This is a genomic window from Halomonas profundus (assembly GCF_020865425.1).
In the GTDB taxonomy this organism is placed as follows: Bacteria; Pseudomonadota; Gammaproteobacteria; order Pseudomonadales; family Halomonadaceae; genus Vreelandella; species Vreelandella titanicae.
Window position 1 is genome coordinate 1,867,417 of sequence record NZ_CP086344.1, and the last position, 20,360, is coordinate 1,887,776.

Sequence of the window (20,360 nt, forward strand, 5' to 3'; positions counted from 1 at the left end):
CAAGTGAAACAACAGGATATCACTTGTGTAGCAGGTGTGTAATTTTAGTATAAAGTGTGCGGATTAACCGTTGAGAGATTTTTTGTTACATGAGTGAGTCCTTTACTACCTGGCAGGCCCGATTTGAAAAGCTACGCTCTAATAAGCTTTTTGAAGCGATGGTGATCGCCATTATCGTCATTTCTGCCCTGGTGATCGGGGCAAAAACCTACGACGAAACCACTCAGGTTGAGCAGTGGCTGCTTTATCTCGATATCGCGGTAACGATATTTTTCCTGATTGAGATTTTAATCAGAATGGCCGCGGAGCGCAGCCTGCTCGACTTCTTCAAAAAGGGCTGGAACGTTTTTGACTTCCTGATTGTGACTGCCAGTCTTATCCCCATGGATGACTCGGAAATGGTGCTACTGGCCAGGCTGCTGCGCATTTTCCGGGTACTGCGCCTGGTGTCGATGATTCCTGAACTTCAGATGCTACTTAGCGCCCTGGTGAAGTCGGTGCCACGGATGGGCTATGTGGTACTGCTGATGTTTATCATCTTCTATATATACGCTGCCATTGGGAGCTTTCTGTTTCACAATGTAGACGAGGGGCTGTGGGGCAATATTTCCCTGGCCATGCTAACTCTATTTCAGGTGGCGACCTTTGAGAGCTGGGCTACCGCTGTGCTGTATCCGGCCATGGAGGTCTACCCCTACGCTTGGATCTATTTTCTCACCTTTATCTTTTTGAACGCCTTTATCTTTCTCAATATGATGATTGGTATTGTGCTGGACGTGATGCAGAAAGAGAGCGCGCAAATGGCGCTGGACAACGGCGAAGGTGAAGAAGCCGAGCTGCAGTCGCTGCGCAATGATGTTCGCGGGCTGAAAGCGCAGCTTGACCGTATGGAGTCAGCGCTCTCTCAAGCATACTCGACAGCCCCAACACACCAGAATGACGCGGGCGGTAAGCACAGCGATAAGCCCACAACTGACTGATTTTAGGAGAGCCGCCATGATGTTGACTGATCCTGCCAAAAAGTATCGCCCCTTTGTGGCCGTTGATCTGCCCGACCGCCAGTGGCCGAGCAAGCGTATCGAGACGGCGCCTGTCTGGTGTAGCGTTGACCTGCGCGACGGTAACCAGTCGCTGATCGACCCTATGGATCAGGAGCGCAAACAGCGCTTATTCGACATGCTGCTAAGTGTCGGTTTTAAACAGATAGAAGTAGGGTTTCCGTCAGCATCGCAAACGGACTTCGACTTTGTGCGCTCGCTGATTGAGCAGGATAAAATTCCTGAGGATGTGACCATTCAAGTGCTAACCCAGGCACGTCCGCACTTGATTGAACGCACCTTTGAAGCGCTACAAGGCGCCAAAAACGCTATCGTCCACGTCTATAACGCTACCGATCCCATGTTTCGCCGGGTAGTGTTCAATGTCGATAAAGCTGAATGCGTGCAAATCGCCGTCGAAGCAACCCAGCAGATTCGCGCGCAGATGGACGCCGCACCAGAAACCAACTGGACGTTCCAGTACTCGCCGGAACTCTTCACTACCACCGAGATGGACTTTGCCGTTGAGATCGTCGAAGCGGTCATGGACGCTTACGGCACCCGCGCCGATAAGCCCATGATCGTGAACCTGCCTGCCACGGTAGAAGTCGCCACGCCCAACAACTACGCCGACCAGATCGAGTGGTTCTGTCGCCACGTCAAAAACCGCGACCACTTGATTGTCAGCGTTCACCCCCATAACGACCGCGGTACCGGCGTAGCGGCGGCAGAGCTGACGTTGATGGCCGGGGCTGATCGCGTTGAGGGCACGCTGTTTGGGAACGGCGAGCGCACCGGCAACGTTGATATCGTCACTCTGGCGATGAATATGTATACCCAGGGCGTTAACCCCCAGCTCGATTTTTCCAATATCACGCCCATCATGCGCGAAGTGGAGTACTGCAACCAACTGCCGGTGCATCCGCGCCACCCCTACGTGGGCGATTTGGTGTTTACCGCCTTCTCCGGCTCTCACCAGGATGCGATCAAAAAAGGCATGGCGGATCGTCGCGCCAACCCTGATGCCGTTTGGGATGTGCCTTATTTGCCTATCGATCCGCTGGACGTGGGCCGTAGCTACGAAGCGGTGATTCGGGTTAACAGCCAATCGGGTAAAGGCGGTGTTTCCTACCTGCTTGAGCAGGAACACGGTATTGAGCTACCGCGCCGGCTTTCCATCGAGTTTAGTCAGGTCGTTCAGGAAGTGGCAGAGCGCACCGGGCGTGAGATCACCTCGCAGATGATCTATCAGGCGTTCTCGGATGAGTATTTAGAGCAGCGAGTGCCCTTTGCATTAGTTAACCACCGTTTGTCGTCTGAACCCGACAGCCCCAAAGTCACGCTGGACGCCGTGATTGAGGAGAGCGGCACACGGCAAACGTTAAAGGGCGAGGGCAACGGCCCGTTAGCGGCCTTTGTTAAAGCACTGGCAGCCGCAGGGCACGATGTAGAGATTATTGACTACCACGAGCACTCCCGTGGCCAGGGCGCCGACGCTGAAGCGATCGCCTATGTGGAAGTGCGTATCGACGGCAAAGCGGTATTCGGTGTAGGTAACGATGAAAGCATTACCAGCGCGTCGATGAAGGGGGTATTGAGTGCGATCAATCGCCACTATTCGACCCAGCCTGCGGCGGCCAACGTAACGGCAGAGACGTTGGGGTAATACTGCAGTTACCAGTTGAGCGAGGTGAATTGCAATGCGGCCCTGGCAGATAATGGTAGTAACCGCGATAGTGATCGCCGGGCTAGCATCAACATTGGCCTCTCATGAGCCGTTTGAGTCCAAACTGGTAAGATTGGAAGCTCAGCGGGCATTGCCCTCGCTAGAGGCGGCGCTTCAGCAGGAAACAGCGGAGCTCAATGCGCTGTTTCTCAGTTATGCTGACGATCAGGCGCTGTGGATGAGCGCCTCTTTGGCGATTTTGCGCCACGGTGATATGGCCCGCGATGTATTAGTGGAGTACGGCTTACTGCCCAATTTTCAGCGAGTACTGGTGCGCTATGGGGCTGACGCTGTACTTCCCATTAGCTACTTTCGCAACCACGATGTGGCCACGCTAAAGGCGCAGTACTGGGTCGGTGAGCGTTATCAGCAATTCAGCCGCTGGTGGAGCGATGAGGAGGGAGATGCGGATTCAGCGTTTACTCCTTATCGACGTGGGCAGATGGGCATTGTGCTGCTGGATGCCAATGGTCACGCGCTGCTCAACCAGTTTGTGGTCAGTGAACAAGGCGACGTGGAGTGGCTACAGGGTGAGCGTCTGGTTGCGGGCCTAGGCGATTTCTTCACCAGCGGGCTACGCGATTTGGAAAGCCAGTGGCGGCGGGGTGACGACATTGGCGCCGCCGATCTAGGCTGGGCCGGTGTCGATCTACTCGTGATGGCCAGCACCGTGAAGGTGCTGCGGGCAGGCAAGGCCGCTCGTGCTGCCCGGGTGGGCAGTGTGGAAGCCCAGGGGACTCGTGCTGGTTTGCGCCAAGGCGCGTTAATGAGTGGTGGCGGGCGTTTTGCGGCGTTGCCACGTATGGCCAAAGTAGCCGCTGTGGCGGGCACTGCCTATGTAGTGGTTCGCCATCCAAGCCTTGTGAGCGCACTTGGCGCCAACCTCTCTTCCTGGCTAGGCTGGCCGGTTTGGCTCGGTCAGTTTCTTATCTGGCTCATCGTGCTACTGCCAGTACTCTTCATTGCGCGCTTTATTTACCGCTGGCTACTTACGCCGATACTGTGGCTGCTGGTGCCGCTGATGCGGGTATGCTTTAGGGCGGCAAACAATCAGTTAGCCAGGCGTACCAAGCCTCAGACCCGTGATCTTGGCTGAAGCAGTGAGAGAAAGTAGTTGTTAACGTAAACGGGGCAGCCTCTGAGGCCGCCCCGTTTTACGCTAAGGGTTACTCTGGCAGCGCGTAGACCGCGATCTGATCACCCACCTGGTCTTTCAGAATGGTATTGCCACCGGAAACAAAGGCGACATATTGGCGGCCATTGTACTCGTAGACCGCGGGGTTCGAGACGGAGGGGGCTTCGGTCTGGTCTGACCAGAGCTCCTCGCCGGTCTCAAGGGAGTAGGCACGCACCTTGGCATCCATGGAAGCGCCAATAAAGATAATATTGCCTGCGGTTACGGCCGGGCCACCGATGGTGGGCGAGCCCCAGCTCTCAGGCATAAAAAAGCCATACTGTTGCGATGCACCCACCGGACGACGCCATTTGATATCACCGCTGGTCATATCCAGGGCGACAAGCTCGCCAAAGGGGGGCTCCCAGCAGGGCATGCCTAGCCGGTTAAGCGCTACCTCAAGACGCATCCCATAGGGCGCGCCTTCCTGTGGGGCAAAACCGCTTTCATTGCCGGATCCGCTATCCGCTTTGTCATAATCTTCGCGATTATAGAGTTTTATGTACTGCACAATGTGCGAGGTATTGACGATTGCTGTTTGGCTCTTCGGATCAAAGGCCACACCACCCCACTGTACGCCGCCTGCGCTGATCGGATAGCCGAGCGTGCCTTCGCCTTGGGTAGTGGGCGGGGTGTACATGCCTTCATAGTGAAGATCGTCCCACAATGCGGAACACTCTCCGAAGCTAACCGCGTCGGCCAGCGCCCAGACGTTGGGCTTTTCAGACTGATCTAACAGCGGTTCCGGTTTAGTCGGGAAAGGCTGGGTTGGCGCGTAAACTTCGCCCTCAACGCTGCCGTCGCCGCTGGGTACCGGGCGCTCCTCAATCGGCCAAACGTCTTCGCCTGTTTCGCGATTAACCACGAACAGAAAGCCCATTTTGGTTGCTTGGATGAGTGCCGGTATTTCTTCACCATCTACTGTGATGTCCATCAGCGTTGGTGCGGCATTGATATCGTAATCCCAGATATCGTGATGTACCCACTGCCGCGACCAAACCACTTCGCCGGTCTCGATATCCAGGGCAGTGGTGGATGTGCCCAGAGGCACTTCTTCGGTGCGATTGCCGCCCCAGTAGTTCGGCGAGGGTGAGGAAACCGGCAGATAGACTAAACCACGCTCCTCGTCGGCGGACATATGTGTCCAGACATTGGCGGTGCCGCTTTGATCGCGCATCTCATCTGAAAGTGCCTGGAACGTCCATTCACGTTCTCCAGTGCGGGCATTAATTGAGTAAACAGTGCCGGGTGGCGCCTGTTCGTAGGCCCAGTCCATCCCCGCCCAGCCGAGCACTAAGTGGTCTCCCACCACGGTAGGGGGTTGTAGTAGCGAAAGCGGCCAGCGGTCGTTGGTGTCGTTCCACTGGTTGACGTCGAGCACACCGTTATCGGCAAAGTCGGCGCACTGTTCGCCACTATCGGCATCAACCGCGAAAAGCTGTGCATCCATGGTGCCCATATAGATAATTTTCTGACAGGGCTCGCCTGCTACCGGATCGTCGGCTTCCCAATAGGCCACACCACGGTTTTTCAAGGCGGGTTGAGTTAGCGCTTCCAGAGAGGATTGAGTATCGAAACTCCATTTCTCTTCGCCACTACCGGGGTCTAACGCGAGTATGCGATAGAAGGGGGTACCAATATAAAGGGTATCGTTAGCAAACACCGGGGTCGCTGACCAAACGGTGGCTGGCAATTCCCCCGAGCCATCCGCGACATCGCCGGTATGCACTTCCCATACCTTCTCCAGCTCGCCGACGTTATCAGTATTGATTTGATCAAGTGGGCTATATTTTTGGGCATTAAGCTGGCCATGGAAGCTGTTCCAGGTCGGCTCGCCAGGCACCAGCGGGATGGGAGCGCGACTGGGCGCTTCTTCCTGCTCGGGATTCTCCTGCTCACTGGGTTGACCCTGAGCCAGTAACGGCAAGGGCGTAAAACAGATCGCCAGGGCGGTGACTGCGCCTAAGCCTGGGGTTATCGATTTAAACGGGGTGGGTAATAATGTCGGCATGGGCGGCTCCTCAGGTGTGGGTGAGACGGGCGTGATGGGTTGCGCGAACCATATCAACAATCAAGCCGATCAGACCGACTACCATGGCTGCGCTGATCCACCACTGATGCAGCAGCATTCCGGCGAAAAATGTACCGGCAAGCCCGATCAGGATGAGTATCCGCAGTACGATGGAAGCACCACGCCTTTTGACTTTAAAGAGAAGTAACGCCATCACCGCAAGGGCGAGACAGGCCACAATGGCGACCAGTGCCCCGAGCGTTCCAGTGACGCCGGTTAGTGGTGTGAAATAGGCATATAAAGCGATGGCCAGCCCGGCAAGCGAGGCTATTAAGAGGACGAAAGCGCCCGGTCTGGACGAGAGGGATGGTGACATAACGCTATGGCCTCCTGCTGAGTGAGATGCCCAACGTTGAGGCTAATTCAACGTCAGAAATCGTTAGCACTATAACTTTAGCAGAAAACGATATTTTTACGATCTGGGTGACATGTCTTGATTAACTGTAGCAACACCCAGCGCTGTTTTTTCAATGAAGGGGAGGCATTGTAAAAGCGTTCGTCTCAGCTAAACTAGACCTATTAAACTAAGCTTACTAACCAAGTCGCATTTTTAGGAGATTTTATATGGAGGCTATCAATATTCACGAAGCTAAAACACGGTTGTCTCAGCTAGTGGCGAGGGCTGCCGAGGGGGAGGGGTTTATTATTGCCAAAGCAGGCAAACCGATGGCACGCGTGACGGCCATTGATAGCCCTACTTCTGGACAGCAAAAGCGTCTGGGATTTCTGGCAGGCCAGTTTAAGATACCTAATGATTTTGATCGTATGGGACAGGAGGAAATAGCCGAGATGTTTGGAGGTTGATGTGAATCTACTTCTGGACACGCATGTTTTGCTCTGGGCGGCGGCAGCGCCGGAGAGGCTTTCTGTTGATGCGCGAGCTATGATTAATGACGAAGATAACAGGCTCTATTTTAGCGCTGCCAGCATATGGGAAGTGGTCATTAAGAACAGTCTGCAACGCCCTGATTTTCACGTTGACCCGCACTTGCTGCGTCGTGGGCTGCTGGATAACGGTTATTTAGAACTTTCTATCAATTCATTGCATACACTTAACGTTGCTCATTTACCAGTCATCCACAAAGACCCTTTTGATCGAATTTTGGTGGCCCAGGCAGAAGCTGAGGGATTTTTGCTGCTTACTGCGGATGAGCTGGTGGCTCAGTATGCTGGGCCTATCCGGAGGGTATAACTAACTTGTGGCTTAAGGCTTCAGCACTGAGCCATTCAAGCGTCTCAGTGCCGGCTGTTTCTTCAACATGCGTCACAACGGCGTTTTACTTCCCCTTCCAGGAATTTCTCGCACTAGGCGTGGCATTAAGAAGCCGGGTAAATGATCGCGAAGATGAGCAACCAGCTCGCGTGCTTCGCTGTCCGGCACATCAAAATGCGCAGCGCCTTGCACAGGATCCAGTACATGCAGGTAATAGGGCAGAATACCTGCTTCGAATAGCCGTTCAGAAAGTGCGGTAAGGGCCGTGACACTATCGTTCACATTGCGCAGCAGTACACTCTGGTTGAGTAGTGTTGCACCCGTCTGCTTAAGGCGCGCGCAGGCGTCTACCACCGCCTGGTCGATTTCATTGGCGTGGTTAATATGCAACACCACCACCTTTTGCAGGCGTGTAGAGGAAAGCCAGCCAAGCAGAGCGTCATCGACCCGATCGGGAATCACCACCGGCAGGCGGGTATGAATGCGTAGCCGTTTTAGGTGCAGGATGCTTTCTAGCTGCTCCACCAGCCATGCCAACTGGCGATCGCTGGCGGCCAACGGATCGCCGCCAGACAGAATCGCCTCGTGAATAGTGGTGTCAGCGCGCAGGTAATCCAGCGCTTCCTGCCACTGCGCTCTGGAGGGTGAGTTATCGCTGTAGGGGAAATGGCGGCGAAAGCAGTAGCGGCAGTTGATGGCACAGTTGGGGCTGGCGATAAGCAGCACTCGGCCAGCATACTTATGGATCAGCCCTTTGGCGGGCCGATGTTCGGCTTCTTCAAGCGGATCGACGACGTAGCCATGTGGCGTTAGTGCTTCCTCGCCAAGCGGCAGTACCTGACGCAGCAGCGGGTCGTTTATGTCGGCATAGGCTATTCTGTTGAGGTACGCTTCAGGCACACATACGTCAAACAGTGCATGTCCAGCCTTGGCGCCCGCCAACCAGTCGTGGCTTAGGCCCAGCCGTTCGCAAAGTGTTTGCGGATCACGAATGGCATGAGAAAGCTGCTGCTGCCAAGTGGAATGCGCCAGTGAGTCGCGCTGGCTTTGCGTTTCAGACGCGGCAATAATGATGTTCTCCTGCAAAAAAGCCCTCCTTCGGGTTATCATGCGCGCACTTATTTAACGACGCCATTTGCAACGCTGCTGGCATATAGCTACTGGTATATAAACCTGCTGACAGCGGCAAAGTATGGCTTCGCGCACCACCTGTTGATACAAATAACTGAAATGGATGATTGAGAGACATTATGGCGAACTATTCTACCAACGAATTCAAGGCCGGTCTGAAAGTAATGCTCGACGGCGATCCTTGTGCAATCGTTGAGAACGAGCTGGTCAAGCCCGGTAAGGGGCAGGCGTTTAACCGCGTTAAACTGCGGAATTTGATGACTGGCCGCGTAGGTGAGAAGACTTTCAAATCCGGTGACTCGCTGGAAGGTGCCGATGTCATGGATTTAGAAATGGAGTATCTCTACACCGATGGTGATATGTGGCACTTCATGAAGACCGATGGCTCGTTTGAGCAGTATGCGGTAGAGAAAAAAGCGCTAGGCGATACCGTCAAGTGGCTGAAAGAGCAGGTGCCCTATATCATTACGCTTTGGGATGATAAGGCCATTTCCGTGACGCCGCCTAACTTTATCGAGTTGGAAGTCGTGGAAACAGATCCCGGTTTGAAAGGCGATACGGCACAGGGTGGTTCTAAGCCTGCGACGTTGTCTTCTGGCGCTGTGGTGCGTGTGCCGCTCTTCATTAACCAGGGCGAAGTGTTGAAAATCGATACGCGCAGTGGGGACTACGTCTCACGCGCTTGATCGCTTTCCAGGGCGCTTGTATGTCTTAATGGCCACGCTTTGTGCGTGGCCATTATTATTTAAGGTGATTTTTTCAAGGAGTCGTTATGGCCATTGATTGGCAACCCTCAGCGTCCTTTGAAACGCTGCGCGAACGGGCGCGGTTAATGGTCAAAGTGCGCGCTTTTTTTGCCCAGCGTGACGTGCTGGAAGTGGAAACGCCCGTGCTGGGGCAGGGGGGAAGCACGGATATCCATTTGGTGTCGCTGCACACTCTGGCGCGCACGGACAAAGGGCAGCGCCGTCTATGGCTACAAACCTCCCCTGAATTCCATATGAAGCGCTTGCTCGCAGCGGGCAGTGGGCCGATCTTTCAGCTTGCGCGAAGTTTTCGCGATGGCGAAATCGGCGCCCGCCATAATATTGAGTTCACTATGCTGGAGTGGTATCGGCCCCAATTTACGCTGGATCAACTGATTGATGAGACTGCGACGCTCATTATGTCACTGTTGCCCAGTTTCCCCGGCCCACCTGTGCATTACCGCTACCGGGAGTTGTTTCATACTTACGTAGAGGTTGATCCGTTCACGACGTCTCTGGATAGGCTGAGGGCGATAGCTGCCGAGCGGGCACAAATGTCTGCCCAATCCTTAGCTGATGAAGGCCGCGAGACCTGTCTTGACCTGTTAATGAGCGTGGTGATCGAGCCGCAGTTAGGCCAGCAGGAGCTAAGCGTGGTAGTTGATTATCCGGCTAGCCAAGCAGCCTTGGCGCGACGCCATCAAGATGCAGATGGTGAGTGGGTGGCTTCCCGCTTTGAGGTCTATCTTAACGGTATTGAGTTGGCTAACGGCTACGATGAGCTGACCGATGCGGCTGAGCAGCGCACGCGCTTTGCTGAAGATAACGCTGAGCGCCGCCGTTTGGGCTTACCGGAAGTGGATGTGGATGAGCGGCTGCTGGCCGCACTTGAGCACGGAATGCCCGAAGGCGCCGGTGTGGCGCTGGGGATAGATCGCTTGATTCAGTTGGCACTCGGCAAAGCACGCCTGGAAGACGTGCTTACATTCTCAACGCCCAGCTGTTAGCGGCTAGTTGCTAACAGGCTGCAAGCCGTCAAGCCGAAATCCTCCGCAGTAGGAATACCAGCGGTACGCTGGCAATGTAGATCAGTCCCATCCAAGTAAAGATGTCGTTAAAGGCCAGCACTTGTGCCTGCTGAGAGACTCGTTGCGCCAGCATGGCGACGGCGGTGTGATAGGTATCGGGCACCGAGCCGGCGAGCATCGCTTGGTATTTGGCGATCTCCGCTACCACGACCTCGCGGCTAGTATCGATAGCAGGAATGAGCTGATTCCAGTGAAAGTCCTCGCGGATGTCGCGCACCGTATCGATCAGCGCCAGTCCCATGGCACCCCCCAGGTTGCGCATCACGTTAAAAAGCCCGCTGGCGTTGCCTACCTCGCTCGGCGGCAGGGTGCCCAGGGCAATACGCGAGGCTGGAATGATACACAAGATCAGCCCCATGCCGCGCACGATCTGCGGCACGCAGAACTGCCAAAAGCCCGACTCCACGGTAAGATTGGCGTTCATTATGGTGCCCACGCCGACCAGCAGTAGGCCCATAAACAGCATAATGCGCAGATCGAGGCGGTTGGACAGCTGACCGACAATAGGCGCGCAAAGAAACATCGTCAGCCCGGTGACGAACATCACCTGGCCAATTTGCAGGCTCGAATAGCCGCGCACATAGCCAAAAAACAGCGGCATGATGTAGACCAGCCCGTAGAGCGCGATGCCGATGATAAAGCCCATTACGGCGCCGATGGCAAAGTTGCGGTTGGTAAAGGCGCGCAGATCGACGATTGGGTGGTCGCTGCGCAGGGTGCGGATGAAGAACCAGGCTCCCGCCACCAGACAGGTCAGGCTGAACAGCAAGATCCGCTGGCTGGCAAACCAGTCATCGCCGGGCCCTTCTTCAAGCACAAACTCTAGCGAGCCCAAAAATACCGCGATCAATACCAGGCCGATCAAGTCCAGGTGGCGCGCGACCGCGTGGTTGGGCTTATCGATATCGAGAAATGTCCAGGCGGCCCAGCAGACCAGAACGCCGGGGATCACGTTGGCCAGGAACAGCCAGTGCCAGCTGAGCGTCTCGGTGATGTAGCCGCCCACGGTGGGACCCACAGAGGGTGCCATGGTGACAACCATGCCGATCACCGCCTGCACGCTGCCCATCACCCGGCGGGGAAAGATCGAAAAGCTAACTGCCTGGGTAATGGGTATCATCGCTCCGCCCATAAAGCCCTGAATAGCGCGCAGCACGATCAGTTGCTCGATCGAGGTGGCCAGCGCGCAGCCCAGGCTCGCCAGGGTGAAGCCGACGCACGACAGGGTGAAGGCTACTCGAGTGGAGAGAATGCGCATCAGCATGCCCGACAGCGGGATCATCACAATCTCGGCGATCAGGTAAGCGGTCTGCACCCAGGAGATTTGATCCTCGCTGGCTGAGAGCCCCGCCTGGATTTCGTTGAGCGAGCTGGCGACGATCTGAATATCCAGAATTGCCATGAACATGCCAAACACCGCAGCAATGAAGCCAATGCGCTGTGGCCAGGGTGGCATGTCGTTAACGCCCGTCACCGAGCCGGCGACCGTCTCGCTCATGACTTGGGCCGCTCCGCTGCCAACTGCTGGGCAGGGCGGGAGTCATTTTGTGGTTCAAGATGACGAGTATCGATCTCGGGCACGGCCGATAGCCCGGCGCGCAGTTGGCTCAGCGCCTCGGTGGGGCCGGTGACGCGGATCTTGACCGGCACCCGCTGGACGATTTTGTTGAAATTGCCGGTGGCATTGTCCTGGGGCAGCAGGCTGAACTCGGTGCCGGTGGCTGGCGACAGGCTGTCGACGATGCCTTCGTAGGTAATATCCGGGTAGGCATCCAAATGCACCGCGACTGGCTGGCCGACGCGAATCCGTTCGAGCTGGGTCTCCTTAAAGTTGGCTGCCACGTAGGCCGACTCGATGGGTACCAGCTGCAAAAGCGTCAGCGACGGCTGCGCTAAGGTGCCGACCTCAACGCGTAGATTGCCAATCACGCCGTCCCGGGGGGCGACGATGCGGGTCTTATCCAACTGGTGGCGAGCATAGTCAAGATCGGCGCTAGCGGCGTCCAGATTGGCTTCAGCACGGGTCACGTCGCTCTCGGCCACGGCTAGCTGCCGCCTGGCCGAGACAACCGCGGCTTGGCTTTCGGCAAGCTTTGCCTGGGCGACACTCAGTGCGGCCTGGTCATCTTCGCGCTGCTGACGGGAGCCATAGTTGTTGGCGGCAAGCGATGAGGAGCGCTCCAGATGCTGGCGCGCCTGGTCAAGATTAGCCTGGGCCGCCTGCTGCTGAGCCGTGGCCTGATCGATAGCCGCCTGCTGCAAATCTACCTGGCGGTGTGATTGGGCGATTGAGGCTGCGGCCACTGCCTGCTGGGCCTCGGCCTGGGTCACCTGGTCGCGGTAGCTCTCGGCGTCTAGACGTATCAGCAGATCGCCTTGCTTGACCGTTTGGTTATCATCTACCGCCACCTCGACGACCCGCGCTGATAGCTCGGCGCGTACCGCGACGCTGTCGGTGCGCACATAGGCATTGTCGGTCTCTTCCATGAAGCGCCCGGTTTGCCACCAGCCCATGCCCCACCAAATTAGCGCCGCCAGGACGATAATCCCCGCCACCATAGCGAGTAACTTGCGGCTAGTTTTGCCGCTGGAGTGGGCATCTTGACCCGCGACGGTATGGCTGCTTTGGCGCTCATCCGGGGGCTCGCCCGGCTTAGTATTCGATGTCATGACCACTCCTTAAGGCAATAGCGCTCCTGCTAGGGGCTCCCTGTGAGGCAAAGACACCTCCCTTGGGAAAAAGACAAATAGTGTAATGAATGCTACATTACATTTCCAGGGCAAAAAATATTACTTCTGTGCGCCGCGTCTTTATAATTAATCCTTCTTTATATACCTCTATAGGAGTGTCAATGCCACGCTCAACCACGCCAGATCCCAACATAACTGATGGCGTAACGTCGCGCGGCGTGGCGCGCCGTGAACGTCTGCTGGACGCTGCCCGGGATGTTTTTCTTGAACAGGGCTATGCCGGTGCCAGCGTTAACGAAGTGGTTGCCCGCGCCGGCGGATCTTTGGCGACGCTGTATAAGCAGTTCGGTAACAAGGAGGGATTATTCACAGCGGCGATGGAGCGTCATATCTCCACCGCTTGGGCAGTGCTGGAGGAGGGGCGACGGGATCACCAAGCCCTAGAGCAGGTGCTGTACGAGCTAGGCCGCCGAATGCTGACGTTGGTGTTCGAGCCGGGCGTGATCCGTTTAGTTCGCGGCTTAGCCTTTGAGGCCGAACGGGCTCCGGAGCTTGGTGAGCTGTTTCTCACTCGCGGCCCCGACCAGACCCGTCAGGCGCTAGCTGCTTACTTAAGCGAGCAGGTGGATAGCGGCCGTCTTGACCTCGACGATCCGCGTGAAGCGGCCGGTATGTTTATGGGAATGTTGCTTGGTGAATGGCACATTGACGCTCTGCTTGGTCGCCATGTGCGTCTTGACGAGACGCGGTGCAACGCTCGAGCTCGACGCTGTGTCGAGCTCTTCCTCTCAGGTGCGGCTAGTGCTTCGACCTAGGTCGTTCAGGGGGAAAGGTCATCAATAAGCTCCCAGCGTTTGCCCCATCTGCACCATGCTGCCCAGCGGATTGTTTGCGAAATTGGGCGGCTTGGCGAAACACATCACCACCGTTGAGCCGAGCTTGAAGCGGCCCATCTCAGCGCCTTTTTCAAGTGTGATAGGTTGGCTAAATTGTGTGCGCTGAGGGCAGCCCGCAAGCGGCGTCACCTGCCCTGACCAGACGGTTTCGATGGCAGCGACGATCATCGCACCAACCAGTACCATCGCCATGGGGCCGTGCTCGGTATCAAAGATACATACTAAGCGCTCGTTGCGGGCGAAGAGGCCTGGCACGCAGTTGGCAGTGGCTTGGTTGACCGAGAATAGTCGCCCCGGCACGTAGATCATTTCCCTAAGCGTACCCGTCACCGGCATGTGCACCCGGTGGTAGTCCCGAGGGGAGAGGTAAACGGTGGCAAAGCTGCCGCCTAAGAACTCTTCTGCCAGTGCCGTATCGCCGCCGAGCAGGGTTTGCGCGGGGTAGGTGTGGCCTTTGGCCTGCACCAGTTGTCCGGCCTGTAGGCGTCCGTATTGGGAGAGCGTACCATCGGCGGGGCTGAGAATACCGTCGCCTAGCGGGCGGGCATCCGCTTTGAGCGCACGGGTGAAGAAGTCGTTGAACGTAGCGTAGGCGGTAGGGTCTGGCTCTAGCGCCTGGCTCATATCAACGTTGAAGCGTTTGATAAACGCTTTAATCAAGGTGTTTTTCACCCAGGGATTGTCACACTGGGCGAACTGGCCGGTTAGGCGCGAGATCGCGTGGTGAGGCAGCGGATATTGGAGTAGCGAAAAGGTTTTTTGGGAAAGAGTCACAGTGGTTACTTTTTGGCAGTGGCTTGTAGTGGGATATTGTCATTAAGAGCTACCCCGGTGACAGGTCTACGAGGGGGCGCTGTGAACCCTTCCTTGGGCGCTACATTTGCCATCTGACCGCCATGGATGGCGGAAATGCCGGAATGGTATGGAACATTTTCCGGCCATGGCAAATGACCCCCTCTACAACCTGTCCCCGGCGCTCTTGATCGAGCACATATTTGTTTTAAACATTGGGGAAGAGTGTGTTATTACTTCTCAATCGGTGTGTCGTCGCGGTTGCCCCATTCACCCCAGGAACCCGCATAGCCGCGCATATTAAAGCCTAGCGCCTTGCCCACCAGCCAGGTGAAGCTGCTGCGGTGGTGGCTTTGGCAATGGGTGGCAATTTCCATGTCGGGCGTGAGGCCCAGGGCGCCTAGCTCGGTGATCAGCTCGGCGTAATCGCGTATACGTAGCGCGCGGTTGCGATCCATGGCATGGAGCCAATCCATATTGACCGCCCCCGGAATATGGCCCAGGTGCTTGTTGTTACCGCGTAAGCCATCGTACTCATCTTTGGAGCGCGCATCCCATACCGCAAACTGCCTATCATCGAGCTTTTCTTTGATTTCGTCGCAGGTAATCAGGGCTTGGGGGTTGAGAAACTCAGCGTGGTATTCGCTGGGGGTTGGGGCGGTCGGTTCTGTACTCTCTTCCAGGCCCGCATCGCGCCAGGCGTGAATGCCGCCGTTCAAATAGGAGTAGCGAGTGTGGCCGATCAGGTCTAGCGTCCACAGTAACCGTGCCGCCCAGCCGCCGCCTTCGTCGTCGTAAGCGACCACGTGAGTATCGCGGGTTAAGCCCAGGGCACTGAACAGCCTTGATAGCGCCTCGACGCTGGGAACGTCGCTGGGCACAGGCCCTTCACCGCGCATCAAGTAGCGAAAATCGAGGAAGATAGCCCCAGGCACATGGCCCTGGCGATAGCTATCGCCGTTGACCGGTACATCGATAATCAGCAGCTGTGGGTCATCCAAATGTTCCTGCAGTTGTTCGGGCTCAACGATTAGCGGCAGCAGGTTGGATTCCGACGATTGGCTTTCGGTGCTCATGAGTAACTCCTCTAAATCCTAGCTATCCAAGCTATCAAGTATGCGCCGGTAGCTGGTAAAGCGTGCTGGATGAATCTTGCCTGCCTCGACCGCTGCGAGTAAAGCACAGCCTGGCTCATTGCGGTGGCGGCAGTCGCGGAAGCGGCAGTGACCAATATAGTCGTGAAACTCGATAAAGCCGTCGGTGACTTCCTGCTCGTTGAGGTGCACCAGGCCAAACTCGCGAATACCCGGTGAGTCGATGAGATCGCCATCGGCCACTTCAGCACGACTCATGGTGTAGAGGCGTGCCGTGGTGGTGGTGTGAGTACCTTTACGCGAGTCTTCCGAGAGCGCGCCAATGCGCAGGGTTTCATCGGGTAGCAGCAGGTCGATTAGCGAAGACTTGCCCACGCCGCTTTGACCGACGAATACCGAGGTACGGCCTTCAAGCTGGCTGCGCAGATCATCCAGCCCGGTTTCGGTAGCTGTGGTGGTGCGCACGACGGGATAGCCTAAATCGCGATAGCGTTCTAATAATTTGCCTAACTCGCCGCCATCTTCTGGCAGCAGATCGGTTTTGTTGAGCACCAGCACTGGCGCTATACCGGTGGCCTCGGCGGCGACCAGATAGCGATCGATAAGGTTGGCGTGAGGTGCGGGTTCCACCGCAAACACGATCAACAGCTGGTCAATATTGGCGGCCACTGGCTTGAGCAGGCCGCGAGCATCTGGGCGCTTAAGCACGCTATCGCGCTCTTCACGGGCCACCACCACGCCGGAGCCTTCTTGCCCTGCGCGCCATATCACTCTGTCGCCGGTGACTAGGCCGTCCAAGTTGGCGCGTAAGTGACAGCGCACCGGTTCATTATCGCTATTGCGCACCTCCAAGGTGCGTCCAAAGTGAGCAACGACACGGCCTGGCTGTTCGGCACCGTATTCACCGGCGGCGAGCTTTTCAGCGTCTTGAACATCGCGCTTTTCTGCACGCTGGGCACGTTCCGCCTGGACTTTCTCGACGCGCCACTGTTGCTGGCGACTTAATTTACGTTTGCTCATGACCACCTGATGATCGCTACAATAGATGTCATTGTACCTATCAAAGGTGTGATTGTACTTATCAAAGATGCCATCAAGTAGCCAAGCTCTCCTTTGTAGCTGCTTGAAGGGTCTATTTTCAGTGTTATTTAAGAAACCTCTGATTAACTATTGCGCTCGACCATACGGCGTTAAAAATCGCCTCGTGCGCGAGTCCGATCAAAATGCTCATTTACAACCCGTAAACTCCGATTTTTCGTTGATTTTTGCCTTGTCTGGCCTTCACTCATTACGTTAATCAGAGGCTCTTTAAGTATTATTTTGTTTTTCACTATTCAGGTTGCATTCACGTCTGCTACTCATTGCAGTGCTCTCATCAACACCTAAAAAGTCTAAGCATTACAAGGTATCGTAACCGTGCTCAAGGTGAGATTCGCGGAGGTTGTGCGCTCGCTCTGTCTGGTGAAATGTCTCAAGAGCACTCATCAATTAGTATAAGGCATTGTAGCTGCTCACTACGCATTTACTGTGGGCGTCAAATCAGATGACCTTATGTCGTATGCACCTGAAATCGGAGTGGCTCTCGTAAGGAATTGTTTTATATAACATAAAATGTATAAGAATACATTTTATGTTCTGAGCCAGGCTGAATTATAGGGTTGTATAAGCATAGGTCTCACTAGTCTTTTTATGGGTCTTTAAAAAATCTTCACCAAGGGCTATTTGACACAGCAATCTGAGGACTGCTATTAATATTTTGTGATATATCACAGCATGCATCGCAAACATGGAGCAGCTTATGAAAACTATAAAAAGATCTATCGTAGCAGCGCTTGGCATTGCTTTACTCACGCCTTTAACCAACAGTTACGCGCAAGATGTAACAACGCTTAACTTTCAAACGCATCATAGTTCCTCATCGCTACAAGGGGAGGCTCTTATTAGATTTGCCGATTTGGCAAACGAAATGTCAGGCGGTAGTTTAGATATAAAAATGCATACTGACTCAGCAGTAGTGAAAGCGTCTGAGGCATTTGAGTCAGCCAGCATGGGAATTATTGATGGTGATGCAACAGGGGCAGGATATATAACGGGTAAAAATCCAGCCTTTCAATTTTATGGCGATATCATGGGAGGGTACAACACACCTCTCGAGTTAATCGGTTGGTATAAAGATGGAGGCGGATTAGAGCTAGCTAACGAACTATACCACAAGTTTGATATGCACTTGGTTGGAGTGTTTATCGCGACTCCTGAAGCGCTCAGCTCGACTACTGAGTTAGCGGGGATAGAAGATATAGATGGTTGGAAGTTCCGCTCTCCTCCTGGTATGGAGTCTGAAATATTTGCAAGTTTGGGAGCTGGCCCAGTTGTAATGCCTTTTGGTGAAGTGTTTACGGCGATGTCCACAGGAACCGTTTCCGGCGCGGATGCATCCACCTTGGCAGTGAATAAAGGTTTAGGTCTCTACGATATAGCAGAGCATGCTACTTATCCGGGTTTTCATTCAATGCCCATTGAGCACGTGGCGATGAATCTTGAAAAGTGGAATAGCCTTAGTGAAGCAGAGCAACAAATACTTCGTTCTGCTCTGGATACCATTGCATTGGAGATAGTTCAAGACTCCACAATGCTCGATCGTCAAGCAGCAGTAGAACTTAGACAAGAAGGCGTAACTCTACACGATTGGAGCGAGGAAGACCGTCAGGCATTCAGGGAGGCAGCTCAAGCAGTGTGGGAAGATTGGTCGACACGTAGTCCTGAAGCGAAAGCCGCGTACGATTCACATATCGCCTATATGACGAAAATAGGCATCCTTGAATAGATGAAAATGCCAATAAACCGAGGCCATTAGGCCTCGGCTTACTCAAGGAGAGACTCTATGCCACCTGCTAAGCATAAGTCATCGATTGCAAAAACAATAACGGCACTTTTTTCTTTGCTGCTACTCGTGATTGTGGCCGTCACTTTTTACGAAGTGTTAGCCAGGTATATATTTAAAGCTCCCACCCTTTGGGCCAATGAGCTGGCACTTTGGTTATCTGCGATTCTTTATGCGGCGGCAGGTGTCTATGCAATGCAGCTCGACCAACACCTCCGTATTACCGTCTTATATGACGCTTCGCCATCTTGGCTAAAGCGAGTATTCGACTGTATCCAGCTTATTTGCGTGCTTACTTACTGCTTGGCGGTATCCTGGTTCGGTTGGCCCAGTTCATGGAAAGCATTGTCAACGTGGGAGCGCTTTGGTACCGCTTGGAACCCTCCCATACCTGCGACAGTCAAGCCTGCCATAGTGTTCGCAGCACTGATAATAGCGATCTACGCGATTATCAATTTCGTCAACAATATGCGGGGGATCGACACTCGCTCACTGGCTGAGGAGAAGGGACGTGTCGATTGAGTTAATTACCCTAGTACTTGTTCTTGGCGTTCTATTTCTGATGGCTATAGGTGTGCCGCTGGCCTTTGCTGCGGGCTCTCTTGCGATCACAATCGCTTACTTTAATTATGGTACTCCCGTCATCGCCATTGCCCACAAAACGATATATGGGCTGGCTACTGAGTATGCGTTACTCTCTATTCCGTTGTTTATATTTATGGCAACGCTGTTAGAAAGATCGAGAATAGCCCACGACCTTTACAATAGTCTCAATAAACTATTTGGGCACCGAAAAGGTGGCGTAATGACCGTTACGCTTGTTATATCCATCTTTATGGCTGCCATAAGCGGTATCATAGGTGGTGAGATTGTTCTGCTCGGTCTAGTGGCACTACCTCAAATGTTGAGGCTTAACTATGATAAAAAACTGGCAATTGGAGTGATCTGTGCTGGCGGTTCCTTGGGGACAATGATCCCTCCGTCAATTGTGCTAATTGTTTATGGGCTCACCGCCGAAGTCTCAGTGCATAAATTGTTTCTCGCTTCATTTTTTCCAGGCTTTGTATTAGCGCTTGCCTATTATGCTTATATCTATATTCGTTGTACGTTAAATCCAAACCTAGCCCCAATGCCCAATAAAGTAGAAGTCGAAGCCATTGGTTGGAAGGACATCATTCATGGTTTCCTTCCGTTTCTGTTGCTAATTTTTATCGTGTTTGGGTGCATCTATGGAGGAGTAACATCAATTACAGAAGCAGCTGGGGTAGCTGTGGGCGCCACCCTTATGGTGATATATGCACGCAAAGAGCTTTGCAAAGAGTTAGTGTGGCAAGCGCTTAAAAGGACGCTCCTGTCATGCGGTATCATTTTATGGGTAACTTTTGGCGCAGCGGTATTAATTGGAATATACAATCTCTCAGGGGGGCAACAGTATGTTACTAGCTTTATTGCTGGGCTAGGTATTTCTCCTTTTGCAACAATCTTGGTTATGATGCTAGTGTTTTTTGTGCTTGGACTGTTTATGGATTGGATTGGAATACTGCTTCTTACAATTCCTATTTTTGTACCCATTGTAACTCATTTAGGTTATGACCCAGTATGGTTTGGTGTGCTCTTTTCACTAACGATGCAAGTTGCATTTTTGTCACCTCCATTTGGGCCGGCTGCATTTTATTTGAAAAGTGTTGCCCCACCTGAGATCAGCCTTCAAACAATATATGCTTCGCTTTGGCCATTTATGCTTATACAAATAGCAATACTGGTATTTATGTTGGCTTTTCCTGGTATAGCACTTTGGTTGCCTGCCGCACTCAGCTAAA

At 54.2% G+C, this 20,360-nt stretch carries 19 protein-coding genes; 11 read left to right on the forward strand and 8 right to left on the reverse strand.

The window, feature by feature from the left end; translation table 11 throughout:
* Positions 1-89: 89 nt before the first annotated feature.
* From LMS44_RS08275 to LMS44_RS08285, 3 genes are read left to right on the forward strand one after another with little or no spacing between them, the layout of a single operon-like run.
* The gene (locus LMS44_RS08275; RefSeq protein WP_138800049.1) at positions 90-980 is read left to right on the forward strand and encodes an ion transporter; all 891 of its coding nucleotides are present in this window, start codon (positions 90-92) and stop codon (positions 978-980) included.
* A 16-nt stretch (positions 981-996) separates the two neighbouring features.
* Positions 997-2,703, forward strand: a complete 1,707-nt coding sequence (gene leuA, locus LMS44_RS08280) for a 2-isopropylmalate synthase (protein WP_138800050.1) — start codon at positions 997-999, stop codon at positions 2,701-2,703.
* Between the two features lie 34 nt (positions 2,704-2,737).
* Positions 2,738-3,859, forward strand: coding sequence for a hypothetical protein (locus LMS44_RS08285; protein ID WP_138800051.1), 1,122 nt, complete (start codon positions 2,738-2,740; stop codon positions 3,857-3,859).
* Between the two features lie 70 nt (positions 3,860-3,929).
* On the opposite strand, the gene LMS44_RS08290 is transcribed toward LMS44_RS08285, so the two are convergent.
* Both LMS44_RS08290 and LMS44_RS08295 read right to left on the reverse strand, forming a co-directional pair.
* Positions 3,930-5,948, reverse strand: coding sequence for a pyrroloquinoline quinone-dependent dehydrogenase (locus LMS44_RS08290; protein WP_278369484.1), 2,019 nt, complete (start codon positions 5,946-5,948; stop codon positions 3,930-3,932).
* Between the two features lie 10 nt (positions 5,949-5,958).
* Positions 5,959-6,324, reverse strand: coding sequence for a hypothetical protein (locus LMS44_RS08295; RefSeq protein WP_027959048.1), 366 nt, complete (start codon positions 6,322-6,324; stop codon positions 5,959-5,961).
* Between the two features lie 248 nt (positions 6,325-6,572).
* Here LMS44_RS08295 and LMS44_RS08300 point away from each other — a divergent pair, with 248 nt between their 5' ends.
* Both LMS44_RS08300 and LMS44_RS08305 read left to right on the forward strand, forming a co-directional pair.
* Positions 6,573-6,812 carry a type II toxin-antitoxin system Phd/YefM family antitoxin gene (locus LMS44_RS08300; RefSeq protein ID WP_161463459.1) on the forward strand — a complete coding sequence of 80 codons (240 nt, stop codon included), beginning with the start codon at positions 6,573-6,575 and terminating at the stop codon, positions 6,810-6,812.
* Position 6,813: 1 nt separating this feature from the next.
* Positions 6,814-7,200 (forward strand): type II toxin-antitoxin system VapC family toxin, encoded by a 387-nt coding sequence (locus tag LMS44_RS08305; RefSeq protein WP_041158023.1) that lies wholly within the window; start codon positions 6,814-6,816, stop codon positions 7,198-7,200.
* Positions 7,201-7,272: 72 nt separating this feature from the next.
* Here the strand turns inward: LMS44_RS08305 and epmB are convergent, their stop codons facing one another.
* Complete coding sequence (epmB, locus tag LMS44_RS08310) at positions 7,273-8,307, reverse strand: EF-P beta-lysylation protein EpmB (RefSeq protein ID WP_278369481.1); 1,035 nt, start codon at positions 8,305-8,307, stop codon at positions 7,273-7,275.
* A 164-nt stretch (positions 8,308-8,471) separates the two neighbouring features.
* Between epmB and efp the strand changes: the two genes are divergently transcribed.
* Both efp and epmA read left to right on the forward strand, forming a co-directional pair.
* Entirely contained in the window at positions 8,472-9,038 is a 567-nt protein-coding gene (efp, locus tag LMS44_RS08315; RefSeq protein ID WP_027959052.1) for an elongation factor P, read from the forward strand.
* Between the two features lie 86 nt (positions 9,039-9,124).
* Positions 9,125-10,105 (forward strand): EF-P lysine aminoacylase EpmA, encoded by a 981-nt coding sequence (gene epmA, locus LMS44_RS08320; protein ID WP_278369479.1) that lies wholly within the window; start codon positions 9,125-9,127, stop codon positions 10,103-10,105.
* A 28-nt stretch (positions 10,106-10,133) separates the two neighbouring features.
* Here the strand turns inward: epmA and LMS44_RS08325 are convergent, their stop codons facing one another.
* Entirely contained in the window at positions 10,134-11,684 is a 1,551-nt protein-coding gene (locus LMS44_RS08325; protein ID WP_190373434.1) for a DHA2 family efflux MFS transporter permease subunit, read from the reverse strand.
* Positions 11,681-12,856, reverse strand: a complete 1,176-nt coding sequence (locus LMS44_RS08330; protein ID WP_051430615.1) for an HlyD family secretion protein — start codon at positions 12,854-12,856, stop codon at positions 11,681-11,683. The genes LMS44_RS08325 and LMS44_RS08330 overlap by 4 nt, the downstream gene beginning before the upstream one ends.
* A 182-nt stretch (positions 12,857-13,038) precedes the next feature.
* Here LMS44_RS08330 and LMS44_RS08335 point away from each other — a divergent pair, with 182 nt between their 5' ends.
* Complete coding sequence (locus tag LMS44_RS08335; protein WP_141441294.1) at positions 13,039-13,692, forward strand: TetR/AcrR family transcriptional regulator; 654 nt, start codon at positions 13,039-13,041, stop codon at positions 13,690-13,692.
* A gap of 21 nt (positions 13,693-13,713) precedes the next feature.
* On the opposite strand, the gene asd is transcribed toward LMS44_RS08335, so the two are convergent.
* From asd to rsgA, 3 genes are all read right to left on the reverse strand, one after another.
* Positions 13,714-14,547, reverse strand: a complete 834-nt coding sequence (gene asd, locus LMS44_RS08340) for an archaetidylserine decarboxylase (protein ID WP_022523984.1) — start codon at positions 14,545-14,547, stop codon at positions 13,714-13,716.
* 251 nt (positions 14,548-14,798) lie between these two features.
* On the reverse strand, positions 14,799-15,641 hold the full coding sequence (locus tag LMS44_RS08345) for a sulfurtransferase (protein ID WP_022523983.1): 843 nt from the start codon (positions 15,639-15,641) through the stop codon (positions 14,799-14,801).
* An 18-nt stretch (positions 15,642-15,659) separates the two neighbouring features.
* Positions 15,660-16,679, reverse strand: coding sequence for a small ribosomal subunit biogenesis GTPase RsgA (gene rsgA / locus LMS44_RS08350; RefSeq protein WP_022523982.1), 1,020 nt, complete (start codon positions 16,677-16,679; stop codon positions 15,660-15,662).
* Between the two features lie 778 nt (positions 16,680-17,457).
* Between rsgA and LMS44_RS08355 the strand changes: the two genes are divergently transcribed.
* From LMS44_RS08355 to LMS44_RS08365, 3 genes are read left to right on the forward strand one after another with little or no spacing between them, the layout of a single operon-like run.
* Positions 17,458-18,483 carry a TRAP transporter substrate-binding protein gene (locus LMS44_RS08355; RefSeq protein ID WP_236557279.1) on the forward strand — a complete coding sequence of 342 codons (1,026 nt, stop codon included), beginning with the start codon at positions 17,458-17,460 and terminating at the stop codon, positions 18,481-18,483.
* Between the two features lie 57 nt (positions 18,484-18,540).
* A complete protein-coding gene (locus LMS44_RS08360) occupies positions 18,541-19,062 on the forward strand; it encodes a TRAP transporter small permease subunit (protein ID WP_159176615.1) in 522 nt (173 codons plus the stop codon).
* Positions 19,052-20,359 (forward strand): TRAP transporter large permease, encoded by a 1,308-nt coding sequence (locus LMS44_RS08365; protein WP_278369473.1) that lies wholly within the window; start codon positions 19,052-19,054, stop codon positions 20,357-20,359. The genes LMS44_RS08360 and LMS44_RS08365 overlap by 11 nt, the downstream gene beginning before the upstream one ends.
* The last annotated feature ends 1 nt before the right edge of the window (position 20,360 follow it).

What these genes read in the sequence shown, in the direction of transcription:
- LMS44_RS08275 (WP_138800049.1), top strand. Translation starts at nt 90, where the DNA reads ATGAGTGAGTCCTTTACTACCTGGCAGGCCCGATTTGAAAAGCTACGC.
- leuA (WP_138800050.1), top strand. Translation starts at nt 997, where the DNA reads ATGATGTTGACTGATCCTGCCAAAAAGTATCGCCCCTTTGTGGCCGTT.
- LMS44_RS08285 (WP_138800051.1), top strand. Translation starts at nt 2,738, where the DNA reads ATGCGGCCCTGGCAGATAATGGTAGTAACCGCGATAGTGATCGCCGGG.
- LMS44_RS08290 (WP_278369484.1), bottom strand. Translation starts at nt 5,948, where the DNA reads ATGCCGACATTATTACCCACCCCGTTTAAATCGATAACCCCAGGCTTA.
- LMS44_RS08295 (WP_027959048.1), bottom strand. Translation starts at nt 6,324, where the DNA reads ATGTCACCATCCCTCTCGTCCAGACCGGGCGCTTTCGTCCTCTTAATA.
- LMS44_RS08300 (WP_161463459.1), top strand. Translation starts at nt 6,573, where the DNA reads ATGGAGGCTATCAATATTCACGAAGCTAAAACACGGTTGTCTCAGCTA.
- efp (WP_027959052.1), top strand. Translation starts at nt 8,472, where the DNA reads ATGGCGAACTATTCTACCAACGAATTCAAGGCCGGTCTGAAAGTAATG.
- epmA (WP_278369479.1), top strand. Translation starts at nt 9,125, where the DNA reads ATGGCCATTGATTGGCAACCCTCAGCGTCCTTTGAAACGCTGCGCGAA.
- LMS44_RS08325 (WP_190373434.1), bottom strand. Translation starts at nt 11,684, where the DNA reads ATGAGCGAGACGGTCGCCGGCTCGGTGACGGGCGTTAACGACATGCCA.
- LMS44_RS08330 (WP_051430615.1), bottom strand. Translation starts at nt 12,856, where the DNA reads ATGACATCGAATACTAAGCCGGGCGAGCCCCCGGATGAGCGCCAAAGC.
- LMS44_RS08335 (WP_141441294.1), top strand. Translation starts at nt 13,039, where the DNA reads ATGCCACGCTCAACCACGCCAGATCCCAACATAACTGATGGCGTAACG.
- LMS44_RS08345 (WP_022523983.1), bottom strand. Translation starts at nt 15,641, where the DNA reads ATGAGCACCGAAAGCCAATCGTCGGAATCCAACCTGCTGCCGCTAATC.
- rsgA (WP_022523982.1), bottom strand. Translation starts at nt 16,679, where the DNA reads ATGAGCAAACGTAAATTAAGTCGCCAGCAACAGTGGCGCGTCGAGAAA.
- LMS44_RS08355 (WP_236557279.1), top strand. Translation starts at nt 17,458, where the DNA reads ATGAAAACTATAAAAAGATCTATCGTAGCAGCGCTTGGCATTGCTTTA.
- LMS44_RS08360 (WP_159176615.1), top strand. Translation starts at nt 18,541, where the DNA reads ATGCCACCTGCTAAGCATAAGTCATCGATTGCAAAAACAATAACGGCA.